Origin of the sequence: Sphingomonas sp. BK036 (genome assembly GCF_004216825.1) — a bacterium.
Lineage (GTDB): Bacteria > Pseudomonadota > Alphaproteobacteria > Sphingomonadales > Sphingomonadaceae > Sphingomonas.
In genome coordinates this window covers 160,520-176,515 of sequence record NZ_SGXR01000008.1, presented here as the reverse complement: position 1 = coordinate 176,515, position 15,996 = coordinate 160,520, and the positions used below count along the sequence as shown (strand labels likewise).

The 15,996-nt window shown below is 68.0% G+C and carries 10 protein-coding genes; 2 read left to right on the top strand and 8 right to left on the bottom strand.

The genetic code is table 11. The features are described from left to right. Nucleotides 1–20: 20 nt before the first annotated feature. Nucleotides 21–1,091: an FUSC family protein gene (locus EV283_RS17690; protein WP_207223187.1), complete on the bottom strand. Its 1,071-nt coding sequence runs from the start codon at nucleotides 1,089–1,091 to the stop codon at nucleotides 21–23. Nucleotides 1,092–1,259: 168 nt separating this feature from the next. Here EV283_RS17690 and EV283_RS17685 point away from each other — a divergent pair, with 168 nt between their 5' ends. After that, complete coding sequence (locus EV283_RS17685) at nucleotides 1,260–2,024, top strand: hypothetical protein (RefSeq protein ID WP_130327655.1); 765 nt, start codon at nucleotides 1,260–1,262, stop codon at nucleotides 2,022–2,024. A gap of 80 nt (nucleotides 2,025–2,104) precedes the next feature. Here EV283_RS17685 and cobA read toward each other — a convergent pair whose 3' ends face one another. From cobA to EV283_RS17650, 7 genes are all read right to left on the bottom strand, one after another. Further along, on the bottom strand, nucleotides 2,105–2,896 hold the full coding sequence (gene cobA / locus EV283_RS17680) for a uroporphyrinogen-III C-methyltransferase (protein ID WP_130327653.1): 792 nt from the start codon (nucleotides 2,894–2,896) through the stop codon (nucleotides 2,105–2,107). Beyond that, on the bottom strand, nucleotides 2,886–5,471 hold the full coding sequence (locus EV283_RS17675; protein WP_130327744.1) for a nitrate reductase: 2,586 nt from the start codon (nucleotides 5,469–5,471) through the stop codon (nucleotides 2,886–2,888). Before EV283_RS17675 ends, cobA begins: the two co-directional genes overlap by 11 nt. Before the next feature lie 158 nt (nucleotides 5,472–5,629). Continuing rightward, complete coding sequence (gene nirD / locus EV283_RS17670; RefSeq protein WP_107959806.1) at nucleotides 5,630–5,968, bottom strand: nitrite reductase small subunit NirD; 339 nt, start codon at nucleotides 5,966–5,968, stop codon at nucleotides 5,630–5,632. Further along, nucleotides 5,965–8,469: a nitrite reductase large subunit NirB gene (nirB, locus tag EV283_RS17665; protein WP_130327651.1), complete on the bottom strand. Its 2,505-nt coding sequence runs from the start codon at nucleotides 8,467–8,469 to the stop codon at nucleotides 5,965–5,967. The genes nirD and nirB overlap by 4 nt, the downstream gene beginning before the upstream one ends. 37 nt (nucleotides 8,470–8,506) lie before the next feature. Further along, nucleotides 8,507–9,889, bottom strand: a complete 1,383-nt coding sequence (locus EV283_RS17660; RefSeq protein WP_130327649.1) for an MFS transporter — start codon at nucleotides 9,887–9,889, stop codon at nucleotides 8,507–8,509. A gap of 350 nt (nucleotides 9,890–10,239) precedes the next feature. Continuing rightward, nucleotides 10,240–11,454: a CmpA/NrtA family ABC transporter substrate-binding protein gene (locus EV283_RS17655; protein WP_130327647.1), complete on the bottom strand. Its 1,215-nt coding sequence runs from the start codon at nucleotides 11,452–11,454 to the stop codon at nucleotides 10,240–10,242. After that, entirely contained in the window at nucleotides 11,454–12,032 is a 579-nt protein-coding gene (locus EV283_RS17650) for an ANTAR domain-containing protein (RefSeq protein ID WP_130327645.1), read from the bottom strand. Before EV283_RS17650 ends, EV283_RS17655 begins: the two co-directional genes overlap by 1 nt. 352 nt (nucleotides 12,033–12,384) lie before the next feature. Here EV283_RS17650 and EV283_RS17645 point away from each other — a divergent pair, with 352 nt between their 5' ends. Further along, the gene (locus EV283_RS17645; protein ID WP_207223185.1) at nucleotides 12,385–15,840 is read left to right on the top strand and encodes a DUF3857 domain-containing transglutaminase family protein; all 3,456 of its coding nucleotides are present in this window, start codon (nucleotides 12,385–12,387) and stop codon (nucleotides 15,838–15,840) included. Nucleotides 15,841–15,996: the final 156 nt, after the last annotated feature.

The following is a 15,996-nucleotide window of genomic DNA, read 5'->3' as shown; positions in this document are numbered from 1 at the left end:
CGTTGGTCAAAGCCGGCGCGTTAGTTGCGCTCGGCGGCGAGCGGCTTGGTTGGCGCGATCTCGTCGACGCGTCCGGCCAGGTCCAGCAGGTCGCGGTGCAGTCGGCCTGCCGCGAAGGCGAGGCCGAACACGCGGCCCGACGCCTCGAAATCCAAGGTCGCCGCGGCCTCGGTCCGGCGGAACAGATCCAGCGCGGTGCCGAACGTGCGATAACAGGCTTCCACATCGCCGCGGTCGACGGTTCCGCGCGTGCGCAGCGCCTCCGAACACCGCGCCGCCAGCGCCGCATGCGCGGTCAGCATGGTCGCCGACGGCGTGGCGAGCGCCGCCATCGCCGCCGGCGGCAGCGGCTCGTCGAGCGCGCGACCGCTCAGCACGAGGTCGTTGCGGATCCGCCAGAGCGTGCGCGGCACCGCCGCCGGAATGCCGTGATCAGCGAGGCGCGACGCCCGTTCGCGGTCAGCGTCCTTCATTGCCAGCTCGACCGCGGCCAGCGCCTGGCGGAGCGCGGCGTGATCGGGTGACGAGGGCAGCGCGAGCCCGGCCGTCAGCGCGTCGGCCTGCGTGTGCAGCATGCGTTCGATATGCCGCAGCACGGCACGCGTGCGCGCGATCACGACGCCATGCGACCGCGCCGGCAGGATCAGCATCGCCGCCAGCACGCCGATCACGCCGCCCAGCCCGATCTCGATGATACGGTCGCGGACGAACAGTTGCACCGAGGCGCCCGGCGGCGCGCTCAGCAGCATGATCGCCGCGGTGACCGGCGCGATCCGCAACCGCGGTCGCAGCGACGCGACGAGTGCGGCAATACCGGTGACGGTGACGAGCACCAGGCCGAGTTCGAGCGTGTCGGTTCGCCCGAGCGCCGCGCCGATGCCGCCGAGAACCGCCCCCAGCAACGTGCCGAGCAGCCGATCGGTCGCCGCGCCGAGCGTTCCGCCGATCGACGCCTGCATCACGATCAACACGGTAAAGACCGCCCAATAGCCTTCGTGCAGCCCCATCGTCTTGTAGGCAGCAAACGCCGCAGCGGTCGCGACGATCACGCGCACCGTCTGGCGCAGGCTGTCCGCATTCGCCTTGATCAAGGCACTCGGCCGCAATTCCACTGTCAGCGGGCTTTCCTTCGATCGTTGCCGGACAGGTCGTTAGCAGCAATGCCGCGGCCCGTGATCGTAAAAACGCAGCACGCCGGGCGATCCATCGCGGGGCCGATGAGCATGGACCTGGTCGGCAAAGCGCGGCATCCTCTCGCCATGAACCACGATACAGGTCCGCAACAGCCGATGATCCACCGGGCGCGCACGATCGCGACCGGTCTGGCCGATGTCGGGCTGACGCACGCCGAAGAGCTGCTCCGCCGCCTGTCGCCCGAAGGCCGCGAGCAAGCCCGCCGCGAGCGCGAGGCGAAGGCGCGACAGCAGAAGCGGGTGATGATCCGGCTGGTCCTGGCGGCGATGGCGTCGTTGCTGGCTTTCGGATTGCTCGCGATCGTCGCCCCGGTCGGGTTGGCGCTTGCCGTCGCGTCGGTGCTGATGCTGCTGCTCGTCACTTTGGTGTTCCTGCGCGCCGATCCCCCCGCGCCGGGCCGCGAAGCGTTGACCGAGGCGCCGCTGCCGAACCTGGCCGAGCACGCCACGATCTGGCTGGCCGCGCAACGCCGCGGGCTCCCGCCGCCCGCGCTCGTGCTGGCCGACGCCATGGCTGGTCGGCTGGACGCGCTTGCGCCGCAGCTAGCGCGCCTCGATTCCCGCAGCCCCGCGGCGGCGTCGCTGCGCAAGCTGATCGCGGAGGAACTTCCCGCCTTGGTCCAGGGGTGGCGGATGGTGCCTATTCCGGCGCGGCGTATCCGCCATGCCGATGGCCGCACGCCCGACGAGCATCTCGTCAACGGCCTGCAGATCATCGACGCGGAGCTCGGTCGGGCATCGGAGCAGCTCGGCAAGACGACGCTCGACGATATCGCGGTGCAGGGGCGCTATCTGGAACTGAAATACAGCGACACCGGCCACGCCATATGACGCGTGTACCGCGCCAGCCGCACGCCGGTCTGACCGCGCCCTGTTCGCCATAGCAGCGGCCGCGCGTCCGCGGCATCGGATCACCCCGTAGTCGCGGCGCTTAAATCCTGCACCAAGGCTGCGCGCTGACCGAACGGCGGCGATACCGCGACGGCTTCACCGATCAGCAGCAGCGACGGATCGGAATCGCTGATCGTCTCGACCAGGAACGCGAGCGCGGACAGCCGCCCACGCAGGATGCGTTCGGTCGGGAGCGAGACGTTGACCGCGACCATCACCGGCGTGTCAGGCGCGCGGCCGGCGGCGATCAGTTCGCGCGCGACTTCGCCAGCGGCGGCGCGACCCATATAGACCGCGAGCGTCGCGTCGGGCGCGGCCAGCGCGGTCCAGTCGAGGTCGAGCGCTTCGTCGGCGCGGGCGTGCGCGGTGACGAAGGTAAGTTTGCGCGCGAGGCCGCGTAGCGTCAGCGAGGCGCCGCCCGACGCTGCTGCGGCGCTGGCGGCGGTGATGCCGGGGCAGATGCGGACCGTGATGCCATGCGCGGCGAGGTGGTCGAGCTCCTCGGTCGAGCGGCCGAAGATCGACGGGTCGCCGCCCTTGAGACGGACGACTCGCTTGCCCGCGAGCGCCGCACTGGCGAGCAGCGCGTTGATCGAGACCTGATCCTTCGAATGGCGTCCCGATCGCTTGCCGACGCCGACCCTTTCGGTGCCGGGCGGGACGAGCGCGAGGACGCCGCTGCCGACCAGCGCGTCGTAGAAGACGATGTCGGCTGCCGCGAGCAACCGTTCGGCCTTGCGCGCGAGAAGGTCGGGATCGCCGGGGCCGGCGCCGACCAGCCAGACCGAACCGGGCGGGAAATCATGCGACATGCGCGGATCCTTGCGTGACGAGAAGTTTGGCGAGCGCGGGACGGCACGATCCGCAATTGGTGCCGGCGTTGAGCGCGGCCCCGATCGCGGGCACGTCGGCGAGATGCTGGTCGGCGATCGCGGCGAGGATGGTCTTAAGCCCGACGTCGAAGCACGCGCAGACGATCGGCCCGCGATCGACCTGCACGCCCGGCGCGCGGCCGGCGAGGAGGGTAGGGGCGGCGACCGGTTCGCTCAGTTGCGCGACGAGCCAGTCGCGAGGTGGCAGCGTGGCGTCGCGGGTGACGAACAGGACGGCGGCGAGTCGGCCATTGTCGAGGATCGCGATCCGCTGGCTGCCGCGGGCGGAGTCGATCGCTTCGATCCGCTGGCCCTTGGGGAGCAGCGCGTCGAGTACGGCCGCGTCACCATTGCCCGCCATGTCCCACGCCGTCCCGTACGGCACCGCGACGCGCGTCGCCCACAGGCAACCGGGGCGGGTCGGCAGTTCGCCGCGGAGGACGACGAAGCCGCGCCATTCGGTCGCGACCGGTTCGATCTGCACGGGTGTCGACTTGAAGCCCGGCTGGCCCGAAACCGGATCGGCGAGCGGGCGGGGGAGCAGCCCGGCACGCCCACCCGTCGCGGTGCGGTCGGTCCAGTGGATCGGCACGAACAGCTCGCCGATCCGCTGAGTCGCGACGACGCTCGCGCGGAACACGCTGTCGCCCTGCGGCGTCGTGACGCGCGCAAGTCCGCCATCGACGATCCCCAGCCGCGCCGCGTCGTCGGGGTGGATCTCGACCAGCGGCTCCTCGCGGTGGCGCGCGAGCTTGGGCGACAGACCGGTGCGCGTCATGCTGTGCCACTGATCGCGGTAACGCCCGGTATTGAGCGTCATCGGCCATTTCGCGAGCGGCGCGGCAACCGCCTTCTGCACGACCGGCACCAGCCGCGCGCGGCCGTCCGGCGTCGAGAACCGGCCATCGGCGAACGGCGTGCCGCCCCAGCGGAACGGCGCCATCGCGTCGTACTCGGCATTGCCCTTGGCCGCATGACCGGGCAGCGCGAACAGCCGCGCGCCGTTATTCTCGTACGCCGACAGCCGGCAATGTTCGCGCCAGATCTCGGCGGGGCGATCATAGGGGAAGGCGCTCTTCCACCCCATCCGCCGCCCGACCTGCGAGACGATCCACCAATCGGGTTTCGCCTCGCCGGGAACAGCCAGGAACGCGCGCTGTCGGCTGATCGTGCGGTCCGAATTGGTGACGGTGCCGTCCTTCTCGGCCCAGGCGGCGGCGGGCAGGCGGACATGCGCGTGGACCGACGTGTCGGTCACCTCGACCACGTCGGAGACGACGACGAACGGGCACGCGGCCAGCGCCTCGCGGACGCGGCCGGCATCGGGCATCGAGACCGCCGGGTTGGTCGCCATCACCCAGAGCGCCTTGATCCGGCCGTTGCCGAGCTCGCGGAACAGGTCGACCGCCTTTAGTCCCGGCTTGGTCGCCATGTTGGGCGCGGCCCAGAACCGGCCGACACGCGCGACGTTCTCGGGCGCGAAATCCATATGTGCGGCAAGCGACGAGGCGAGCCCGCCGACCTCGCGACCGCCCATCGCGTTGGGCTGGCCGGTGATCGAGAAGGGGGCCGCACCCGGCTTGCCGATGCGGCCGGTCGCGAGGTGAAGATTGGTGATCGCGTTGACCTGATCGGTGCCCGACAGCGACTGGTTCACGCCCTGGCTGAACATCGTTACGGTTTTCGGCGTCGCGGCGAACAGTTCGAAGAAACGCCTGAGATCCTGCGGCGAAACGTCGCAGGTGCGCGCCACCGACCACAGGTCGCTGCCCTCGCCGACCTGGTCCCAGAACGCGTCGGGTGTCGCGACGTGACGCGCGAGATAGTCGTGATCGATCACGCCCGCGTCGCGGCACCAGGCGAGCAGGCCGTTCATCAGCGCGACGTCGGTGCCGGGCCGGATCGCGAGATGCAGATCGGCCTCGTCCGCGGTCTCGGTCCGGCGCGGGTCGATCACGACGAGCTTCGCGCCGGCCTCGCATCGCGCGCGGATGCGTTGATAGACGATCGGGTGGCACCAGGCGGTATTCGACCCGACCAGCACGATCAGGTCGGCGACGTCGAGATCGTCGTAGCTCGCGGGCACGATATCCTCGCCGAACGCGCGCATGTGCCCGGCGACCGCGCTCGCCATGCAGAGGCGCGAATTGGTGTCGATGTTGGCCGAGCCGATAAAACCCTTCATCAGCTTGTTGGCGGCATAATAATCCTCGGTCAGCAACTGGCCCGAGACGTAGAAGGCGACGCTGTTCGGCCCGTGCTGCGCGATCGTGTCGCGGAAGCGTCTGGCGACGAGGTCGAGCGCCTTGTCCCATGACGCACGGCGCTGGCCGATCATCGGCGTGAGGAGGCGGCCTTCGAGCCCGATCGTCTCGCCGAGGTGGGTGCCCTTGGAGCAGAGCTTGCCGGTGTTCGCGGGGTGGTCGGGGTCGCCCTTGATCGTGACGCTGCGCTCACCGGTGGGCGTCGCGAGGATGCCACAGCCGACTCCGCAATAGGCGCAGGTCGTGCGGATATCCTCCCCGGTACGGGGAGGGGGACCATCCGAAGGATGGTGGAGGGGGGCTTCCGCAGGCGTTTCGCTCCGTGAAGGGGGCCCTCCCGCAGGCGTCTCGCTTCGTGGAGGCCCCCCTCCACCGCCTGCGGCGGTCCCCCTCCCCGTGCCGGGGAGGATCACGCCGCGGCCTTCATCGTCGAGGCGCGGCACAGGAGCACGCGCCCCCCCGACACCTTCACCGGAATCACCGGCGTACACCCCTTGTCCTCGCCCAGCGCCTCGCCTGTATCCAACGCGATCCGCCAATTGTGCAACGGGCACGCCACCGCGCCGCCGTGCACGATCCCCTGCGACAGCCGCCCGCCCTTGTGCGGGCAGCGATCGGCGAGCGCGTAGACACGGCCGTCGCCGGTGCGGAACACCGCGATGTCGTCGCCACCGGTGACCTGCACCGTGCGGCTGCCGCGGACCGGGATCTCGTCGACCCAGCCGATATCGAGCCATTCGCCGATCATGCCATTTCCTTCCCGAGAGCGATGGGCGTTGCATCCAGCGGCGTGAAGCGCGCCATCGGCGCATGCTGTTCGCGATGTTCGCCTGCCGCGCGCGCCGCCCAGGGATCGTCCTGCGTGAACCGTTGCGAGAACAGGAACCGTGCCGCCAGCGCATCGCGACCCTCGGCATCGTCGGCGATCCGCTCGCGGATATAGGCGACGCCGATCCGCTCGATCCACGGCGCGGTGCGCTCGAGATAGCGCGCCTCCTCGCGGAACAACTGGATGAAGGCCGCGCAGTAATGCATCGCCTCTTCCTCGGTCGCGACCTTGCACAGGAAATCGGTCGCGCGGACCTTCATCCCGCCATTGCCGCCGACCGACAGCTCATAGCCGCTGTCGACGCAGACCACGCCGAAATCCTTGATCGTCGCCTCGGCGCAGTTCCGCGGACAGCCCGACACCGCGATCTTGAACTTGTGCGGCATCCACGATCCCCAGGTCATCTGCTCGACCTTGACGCCGAGCCCGGTCGAATCCTGAGTCCCGAACCGGCACCAGTCCGACCCGACGCACGTCTTCACGGTCCGCAAGCTCTTGCCGTACGCGTGCCCGCTGACCATCCCGGCGGCGTTGAGATCCGCCCAGACCGCGGGCAGATCCTCCTTCTTGATCCCGAAGATGTCGAGCCGCTGGCCGCCCGTCACCTTGACCATCGGCGCGTCGTATTTCTCGACGACGTCGGCGATCGCGCGCAACTCGCGCGGGTTGGTGAGCCCGCCCCACATCCGCGGCACCACCGAATAGGTGCCGTCCTTCTGGATGTTGGCGTGCACCCGTTCGTTGACGAACCGACTCTGCTGGTCGTCCTTATAGTCGCCGGGCAGCGCGCAGAGCAGATAGTAATTGAGCGCGGGCCGGCACGACGAGCACCCGTCGGGCGTCGACCAGCTCATCTTCTGCATCACTTCGGGGATCGATCGCATGCCCTGCGCGACGATCTCGCGGCGGACGTCGTCGTGGCCGAAGCTGGTGCATTTGCACACCGTCTTCACCGCACGCTCGCCCGAATACTCATCGCCCAATGTGACCGCGAGCAGCGTCTCGACGAGACCCGTGCACGACCCGCACGATGCGGAAGCCTTGCAGGTCGCGCGGACCGCGTCGAGCGTCGCGTTGCCCGCGCCGATGCACGCGACGACCTGTCCCTTGCTGACGCCGTTGCAGCCGCAGATCTCCGCATCGTCGGAGAGCGCCGCAACGGCCGCCTTAGGGTCCGCCTGCGCCCCTCCCGCTGCGTAGGCCTGACCGAAGATCAGCATGTCGCGCACGGCGGAGATATCCTCGCGCCGCTTGAGCAGGTCGAAATACCAGCCGCCGTCGCTGGTATCGCCGTACAGCACGGTGCCGACGATCCGGTCGTCCTTCACCACGACGCGCTTGTAGATGCCGCGTGACGCATCACGCAGGACGATGTCCTCCGCGCCGGCACCGCCCGAGAAGTCGCCCGCCGAGAACACGTCGAGCCCGGCGACCTTCAGCTTGGTCGAGGTCACCGATCCGCGATAGCCGGTGTGGCTGTCGGTCAGCCCGTCGGCGAGCGCGCGACACATGTCCCACAGCGGCGCGACGAGGCCGTAGACATTGCCGTCATGCTCGACGCATTCGCCGACCGCGAGGATCGACGGGTCGCTGGTGACCATGTGGTCGTCGACCTTGATCCCGCGGCCGATCTCCAGCCCGGCGTCGCGCGCGAGGGCGACGGAAGGGCGGATGCCGACCGCCATGACGACAAGGCTCGCGGGGATCAGCGTGCCGTCCTTGAGCCGCACGCCCTCGACATGCGTGTCGCCGACGATCTCGGCCGTGTTGGCTTCGGTCAGGATGGTCTGGCCGCGCGCCTCCAGTGCCGATTTCAGCAGCCACCCTGCCGCCTCGTCGAGCTGGCGTTCCATCAGCGTCGGCATCAGGTGGATCACCGTCACCTTCATGCCGCGCAGCGTGAGGCCGTGCGCCGCCTCCAGCCCGAGCAGCCCGCCGCCGATGACGATCGCCGCGCCACCCTTGCCGGCCGCCTCGAGCATGTGGTCGACATCGGCCATGTCGCGGAACGAGATCACGCCGGGCAGGTCCTTGCCGGGGACGGGGATGATGAACGGATCGGAGCCGGTCGCGATCAGCAACTTATCGTACGACACGCTCAGCCCCGACCGTGCGGTGACGGTCTTCGCCGCGCGGTCGATCGCCTGCACCGGATCGCCCGTCACCAGGTCGATCGTGTTGGTCGCGTACCAGGCATGATCGTTGATGACGATCTGCTCGAACGTCTTCTCGCCCGCCAGCACCGGCGACAGCATGATGCGGTTATAGTTCACGTGCGGCTCGGCGCCGAAGATCGTCACGCGGTAGCGGGTCGGGTCGCGCGCGATCAACTCCTCGACCGCGCGACAGCCGGCCATGCCGTTGCCAATCACGATGAGGTGTTCGCGGGTATCGTGGGGGGAGGGGGTTTGGTGGTCCATCAGATCGTCCAGTCGGGTTGGAGCCGGGGAGGGGGCGTCAGGCGGGGATGGCGTGGTTCGACGTGCGGTCGCTGCGCCGTCGCGCGTCGAGCGCCGCGTCGAGCAGCGCGCGCTCGTCCGACTTGTGCGTGGCGGAGAAGCGGACGGCGAGCGCGCAGACCGCGGTGCCCGCGACGATGTAGCCGAGGATGATCAGGCATTGCTGAGGGCTCGCCGATGCCTTGTTGAGGAACCCCGCCGCGACCGCGCCGATGTTGCCGCCGGCGCCGATGATCCCGGCGACGCCGCCGAGCGCCTTGCGATCGACGAACGGCACCAGCGCATAGGTCGCGCCGCACGCCATATGCGTGAACAACCCGAACATCGTCATCGCCAGGATCGCGAGCATCACGCTGCCTGCATGGCCGAACAGCACCAGCCCGACGCCCTCGCCGAGCATCAGCGCGAACAGCAGCAGCGCGCGGCCGTCGAGCCCTTTTTTGAGCGCAATCCGGTCGCTGGCGATCCCGCCGAGCGCGCGCGCGAACAGTGCCAGCCCGCCGAAAATCCCCGCCGCCAGCCCGGCGCTCGTCAGCGAAAGCCCGAACCGTTCGACATAATAACTTGCGGCAATATTATGAATGAAGATCTCCACCCCAAAACACGCGCCGTACGTCGCGGCGAGCATCCAGGTCCGGTAATTCGCGGCGGCGCGGCGAAGGATCGCCATGCCCGTCGCCTTGCCGCCGTCGAGTTCGATCCCCGCCGCGCGGAGGTCGACGATGTCGCCCTGCGGTGTGTCCTGCGTGTAGCGCGCATAGACGAACGCCATCGCGACCATCGCCACGCCGGGTACGAACATCGCCGCGCGCCAGCCGAAGGCGTGCTCGACACCGAGCCCGACCAATGCTGCGACGACCAGCGGCATCAGGCTCTGCGCCGCGCCGCCGCCCGCATTGCCCCAGCCGCCGACGGTCGCGTTGGCGGTGCCGACGACGTTGGGCGCGAACATCACGCTCGTATGATATTGGGTGATGACGAACGACGCGCCGATCGCGCCGATCGCGAGGCGGAAGACCAGGAACGCTTCATAGGTCTGCGCGAACGCGAGCCCGAACACCGGGATCGCGCCGAGCAGGAGCAGCCAGCTATAGGTGCGGCGCGGGCCGAACCGGTCGCAGAGCGGCCCGACCACCAGCCGCACCAGGATCGTGACGGCGACCGCGGCGATATTGATGTTGGCGATCTGATCCTTGCTGAGGCCGAACTCGGCCTTGATCAGCGGCATCAGCGGTGCGGCTGCGAACCACGCGAAGAAGCACACGAAGAATGCGAGCCACGTGACATGGAACGCGCGCATCTGCGGGGTTGCGGCGCTGAACAGGTCGATCCGGGTGGCCTTGGGCGCGGCGGTGTCGATACCCGGCGATGCGAACAACATGGTTGGTCCCCCATCTGCGATGGACAAAGAAAAAGCCGCCCCGACGGCGACCTTGCGGACGCATCGGAGCGGCTTCGTTGCCTATGGACGATCGGTGGATCGTCCTACGCGGTCGGGCCCCTTCGTTGGAACCGGTCTCGCGATGATTTCGTGTCCGACTCCCTTGCCGGACGATGCGAAGATGACCCAAGTGGCTTTATCGCGCAAGCGTCATTTCGCAGATGCAGCAGATTTGGGTTTGGCGACCCGGCTATCGTCGTCATCCCCCCAGTGTGTCCCCGCGAAGGCGGGGACCCGGACTGGGCTCCCGCCTTCGCGGGAGAACAGGTGAGGGGGCCAGCGTTTGCCTTTTACGGCAACCCGGCCAGATACCCTTCGATATCGTCCGGATCGAACGCGCGCCTGTCGAAGAACGCGTCGCGCCCGAGGATCAGCCGACCCTGCGTCGATCCCGCGCCGATACCCTCCGCGCCGATCGCGCCCTCCAGCTTCGAGCTCGCATTGGGCAGCGGCGCGTCCGACCCCGCCAGCGCGGTGCGATACACGTCCGGACGGAACACGCCTTGCGCGACATCCGCCTCTTGGGCCGAAAACGGCGTGCCGTCCCAGCGTGCCATCTGCGAATACAGCCACGCCGCCTGGCTGCGCCACGGGAAGTTCGCCGCCTCGCGGTACTGGAACATGAAGTCGGGCACGTGGATCGGCACCGCGTCCTGCACCAGCCGGACCTGATCGCCGATCGCGCGCGCCACCGCATCGACCGGCGCATCGAGATACGCCGCGCGCGCCAGGATCGCCGCATTGTCCTCGCGCGTGGCGGGATCGACGAACTGCGCGGCGGCGGCGTGGAGCGCGCGGATCAGCCGGTGGACGACGTCGCCGCGCTCGACCAACGTCGCCGCGCGCATCGCCAGCACCTTTTCGACGCCGCGCCGCCAGACCTGCGCAGTGACCAAGGCGATACGGCCGACGCCGCGATCGACCGCGACGCCGTTCCACGGCTCGCCGACGCAGATCCCGTCGACCTCGCCCGCCGCCAGCGCATCCGCCGCAAAGGGCGGGCTGGTGGTGACGATCTCGACGTCGGTATCTGGGCGGATGCCGACCGCCGCCAGCCAGTAGCGCAGCATGTAGTTATGGCTCGAATAGCGATGTACCACGCCGAACCGGAGACGGCGCCCCGCCGATGCGCGCGCGGTCGCGACCGCCTTCAGCCGCGCGCCCAGCACCGCCGGATCGCCGAGCGCGTCGCCCTCCATCACCTGCGCGGCGAGCGGCAGCGACAGCGTGATCGCGTTGCCGTTGAGCCCCAGCACGAACGGCACCGCCATCGGCACAGCGGGCCGCCCGCGTCCCAGCGCGGTGGCGATCGCCAGCGGCGCGACCATGTGCGCGGCGTCGGTATGGCCGTAGAGCAGACGGTCGCGCACCGTCGCCCAGGTCATGTCGCGGACCAGCTCGATCTCGAGCCCTTCGGCCTCGGCGAACCCGCGTTCGCGCGCGAGGATCGGCAGCGCGGCATCGACCAGCGGCAGGAAGCCGATGCGGACCCGGTCGAGCGCCATCACAAATCTCCCATGAGCGTGTCGCTCGTGATGATCGCATCGGCGATCTCGGCGATCCGGCGGTTGGATCGCATCGCCTGCGCGCGGAGCAGGCCGTACGCGGTCGGCTCGTCGATGCCGCGGCGTTTCATCAGGATTGCCTTGGCGCGGTCGATCGTGGTGCGGTCGGCGAGCGCGCTGCGGGCCTCGTGCAGTTCGGCCTGCAACCGCGCGAACGCCTGGAAGCGCCGGATCGCGAGATCGATGACGGGCTTGATCCGCTGCTTGGCAAGCCCGTCGACGATATAGGCCGAGACCCCGGCGTCGACCGCGGCGGCGGTGGACTCGGCATCGCTCTGGTCGACGAACATCGCGATCGGGCGGGCGAGCGCGCGCGATACCGCGAAAAACTCCTCGAGCACGTCGCGGCTCGGGTTTTCGAGGTTGATCAGCACCACTTCGGGCGCGGCCTTCTCGAGTGCGGCGACCATTCCCGGCGTACCGTCGATCACGACGATGTCGTCGAGCCCCGCCTCGCGCAGACCATCGGAGATGATGGCGGCGCGCGTGGTGCTGGTATCGATGATCGCGATGCGCATGACGCGGTCTTATGCCGCACCGTTCGCGATGGCGAGAGCGCGTCGACAGAACGGGTCCGACTGCGCGCGTACACCGAGCTCCATCGTTGATCGCTTTTGATATCGTCGCGTCCCGCGCAATCGGGTGATGCCTGCTCGCGTGGTTCTATTCTTCCCGCACCGCTCGCAAGCTTTCGTAAAATAATTGGGCCTATTCCCCGATTTTCGAACATGGGTTTCACTAAAGCTGGATAGTATTCACCGATGCCGATCCGAGGCAGCTTGCAACAGATCGTGGCGTGTCATAGCTGATGTCCGGGGCATAGCGGGGGCAGTTACAGGCGTGAAAACATTCACACGGTCGTATCGCGTATTGTCATTCCTTTTGCTGACGTCGGGCGTCGCCGCCGGTGCCGCGCAAGCGGCGGATGACGGTCACGCGGCGAAGACCGCGTCCGCGCCCATCGTCGCGATCGAAGCCGAACCTGTATGGATACGCGAGCGGACGATCCCGGAGGCGACCACAGCCCGGGTGGCAAACGCGCAGAGCGGCATCGCATTCCTGTTGCTCGACGAACAGCACCGGACGCGCGCCGATGGTCATGACGACTGGTTTCGGACCGCGACGAAGGTGACCGACCGCAGCGGGCTCGAATCCGCCGGCCAGATAGCGCTGTCGTTCGACCCCGCGTTCGAAACCGCTGGGATCACGTTCATCCACCTGATCCGCGACGGGAAGATCATCGACCTGACGCAGGACACGAAGTTTCGGATCGTCGAGCGCGAAGACAGCCTCAAGGACGGTATCGTCACGGGGACGCTGAGGGCGATCGCGAACCTGCGGGACGTCCGGGTCGGTGACGTGGTCGATTACGCGACGACGATCCACACGCGTACGGCGCTTTGGCCCGGCCACGCATTCTATCATCTGTCGCAACGCTTTTCCGACCCGCTGGCGACGCGCGCGCTGCGTTTCGTATGGCCCGCCGGGACGACGCCCCGGTTCAAGGCGCTGAACAGCGATGTGACCTTTCCCCCGCGTAGGATCGCAGCAGGTACGGAATGGGAGTGGATCGTCACGGATCCGCCGGCGGTGCGCGGCGAGGAGGACGTACCCCCGGGCACGTTCCAATGGGGGCGGGTCGATATATCGACAATGACGGACTGGGCCGAACTCGCCCGCTGGGCGACGGCGCTGTATCAGGGCGACGAGAGCCTGCCCGGTGCCTTTGCCGCCCGGCTCGACGCCATCGCCAAGGCCTCTCCCGCGCCAGCCGATCGACTGACCGCCGCGGTCCGGTTCGTGCAGGACAATATCCGGTACGTCGGGGAAGAACTGGGCGAGGGATCCTACGTGCCGCGCCGTCCGGCGATCGTGCTCGCGCGGGGCTATGGCGATTGCAAGGACAAAAGCCTGCTGCTCGCGGTGGCGCTGCGTCGCCTTGGCATCGATGCGGTTCCGACGCTCGTGTCGACGACCGGCGGTGAGCGGCTTCCCGATCGTTTGCCGTCCCCGCTCGTGTTCGATCATGTCATCGTCCGCATCGTGATCGACGGCAAGGTCCTGTGGCTCGATCCTACCGGTACGCATCGCGGTGGGACGGGGCGCGGCATCGTGCCTTCCGATCTCGGCTATGCGCTGCCGATCCGCGCGGAGCAGACCGCGCTGGAGCATATCGACGGCTATGGCGACCGCGCGGGGCGCGTGACTGTGCTCGAGCAGTTTGCGGTGGACGAGACGGCGGACATCCCGTTGCGGCTCCACGTCGAGACGCGGTTTACCGACGCACGCGCCGATTCGATGCGCGCACGCTGGGCCAACGGATCCGTCAAAGCCATCTCGGATGCGAACCTGGAATTCTACCATGATCGGTTCCCGGGGCTCGTCGAGAGCAAGACGCTGGAGCTGATCGACGATCGCGACCGCAACATCCTGACGTTGAACGAGAATTACACGATGCCACGCGACGCGTTCGGCAAGGCCGGCATCCCCGCCAAGCTGACCACGCGCGCCTATATCGTGCAGAATGTTCTCCCCGCGCGACAGTCCAACCCGCGCATGCAGCCGCTTGCGCTACCGACCGATCTGGCGAACGATCAGACGATCGAGCTTCGCGTCAAGGATCGCGTGCTCACGTCGCTCGACGATCTGGACGCACGGGCCGGGGCCATGACGTTCTCCCGGAAGACCACCGCGCTACCCGACGGCCTGCGCGTGATCTACCGGCTCGATACCGGCACGCGCGATGCCGTCCCGGCGAGCGGCGCCGCCGAGGTCTATGCGTTGTCGGATCAGATCAAGGACAATGCGGGGATCGAGTTCTACCTGGAGAAATCCCCCCACACCGCGTTCGCGCCAAAGGGTGTCGACGCCGCGACCTGGGCACCGATCAAGGCCGACATGGAAAAGGCGGTCGCGCTCACGCAGAAGAACGAACAGTCCACCAATCTCGAAGCGCTGGCACTGCTGTCGACGGCGTCCGGCAAGGTGCCGCATCCCTCCGCCGCAGCCGGTCTGATCGACGGTTTGAAGGGGGCCATCCTCAGCGACCTGCGCCGCCCCCAGGCGGCGTTCGCCGCACTGCAATCCGCCACGGCGCAATATGACGGCAATCCGCCGGTCTATCGCCTGTGGCTCGGCTATGAACTCGACTTGGGAACGGCTGAGTCCTTCGTCAAAGCGCTAGAGCGGACGATCGCGGTCCAGCCGAAGGAGATCGGCACGCTGGACAAGCGATTGATCCAGCTGGCGCTGCAAAAGATAATCGCACTCGCACCGGAGAAACGAGAGGCGGCACGTGAATCGTTGTGCATGACGCTCGACAAGGGCGGGTGGCAGCAGGATCCGAGGACGGATTTTGGCAACAGCATGCTGGGCTGCGCGATTGCGGCGCACAGTGTGAGGGGGAATATCGTCGAAGCGCGCCGCGGGCTGGCGAAAGATCCGCCCACCGAGGCATTGCTGACGATGGCGATCGACAACCGTCACCAGGCGCTCTGGCCGGACATAGACCGAATTGGCGGCGATCGGTTTCGCAAGAGCCTCGAACGCGAGGCAGCGCGCGCTGCTGCGGTCTCCACCGCGGCGCCAAAAGACTATGCTGCGATGACCTATCGGATGCAGACGCTGCGTGCACTTGGCCACTTCCAGGAGGCGCTGGACGCCGGCAAGGCGTTGGCGAGCGACACGGCGCAGATCGAGATCGTGGGAACCGACGCATTCTGGCTGGTCAACGAATATGCGAGCAATCTGTCAGCGCTCGGTCGCGGTGACGTGGCGATCGCGGCATTGGACGGTGTGCTGGCACTGGGTCTCGACCGCTATCCCGAACTGGTGTCGTTCGCCATAAATCGCGCGGAGATCGTCGTTCAGGCGGGACGGTTCGATGCGGGGCTGGCCAGCGTGACCGACCTCGACACGCGCCATGCGACCGGCTTGAGCGACTATGGCCGGATGTGGGTCTGGACGACCAGGAGCTGTGCGTTGCGTGCACTGGGTCGCGTGGCGGAGGCCGAGGCGGTCGAGGCGAACATTGCGAAGACGCCGCAGAACAACTGGAGCGCCGCCACCCAGGCTGCCGCATGTCGGAACGACGTCGGGGCGATCGCCGACCTTATCAAGCTTCGGCTGGGCGACAACGAAGCGCGCCACGGCGCGCTGGCCCTGTTGATCACGTTCGACACGAAAACGTCGCAGACTGCGTTTCAAAAGCGGTTGCGTGACGCGCTGGCCGCCGCGATCGCACGGCGCGATGTCCAACAGGCATTCGCGAAGTATGGTCGCCCGGTTCGCTATGCCGGGACAACGCAAGGTTGGAACGAATTCTGACGGGATTGCTGTTCAGTGGTGAGCGCATGTTAGCAACAGCAGATGTAGTCGGAGGCGGCGCGGCTGTGACCGGTGCGGTTTGATCGCCGTCAATGTCGGGGACCGGGTGCCGTGCACAGTGGCGGCATGGAGAGCCGCGATGATCGAGCATGACGA

Coding starts and splice junctions, on each gene's coding strand:
- cobA (WP_130327653.1), bottom strand. CDS start 2,896: ATGTCGCATGATTTCCCGCCCGGTTCGGTCTGGCTGGTCGGCGCCGGC.
- nirB (WP_130327651.1), bottom strand. CDS start 8,469: ATGGACCACCAAACCCCCTCCCCCCACGATACCCGCGAACACCTCATC.
- EV283_RS17650 (WP_130327645.1), bottom strand. CDS start 12,032: ATGCGCATCGCGATCATCGATACCAGCACCACGCGCGCCGCCATCATC.
- EV283_RS17685 (WP_130327655.1), top strand. CDS start 1,260: ATGAACCACGATACAGGTCCGCAACAGCCGATGATCCACCGGGCGCGC.
- nirD (WP_107959806.1), bottom strand. CDS start 5,968: ATGATCGGCGAATGGCTCGATATCGGCTGGGTCGACGAGATCCCGGTC.
- EV283_RS17655 (WP_130327647.1), bottom strand. CDS start 11,454: ATGGCGCTCGACCGGGTCCGCATCGGCTTCCTGCCGCTGGTCGATGCC.
- EV283_RS17660 (WP_130327649.1), bottom strand. CDS start 9,889: ATGTTGTTCGCATCGCCGGGTATCGACACCGCCGCGCCCAAGGCCACC.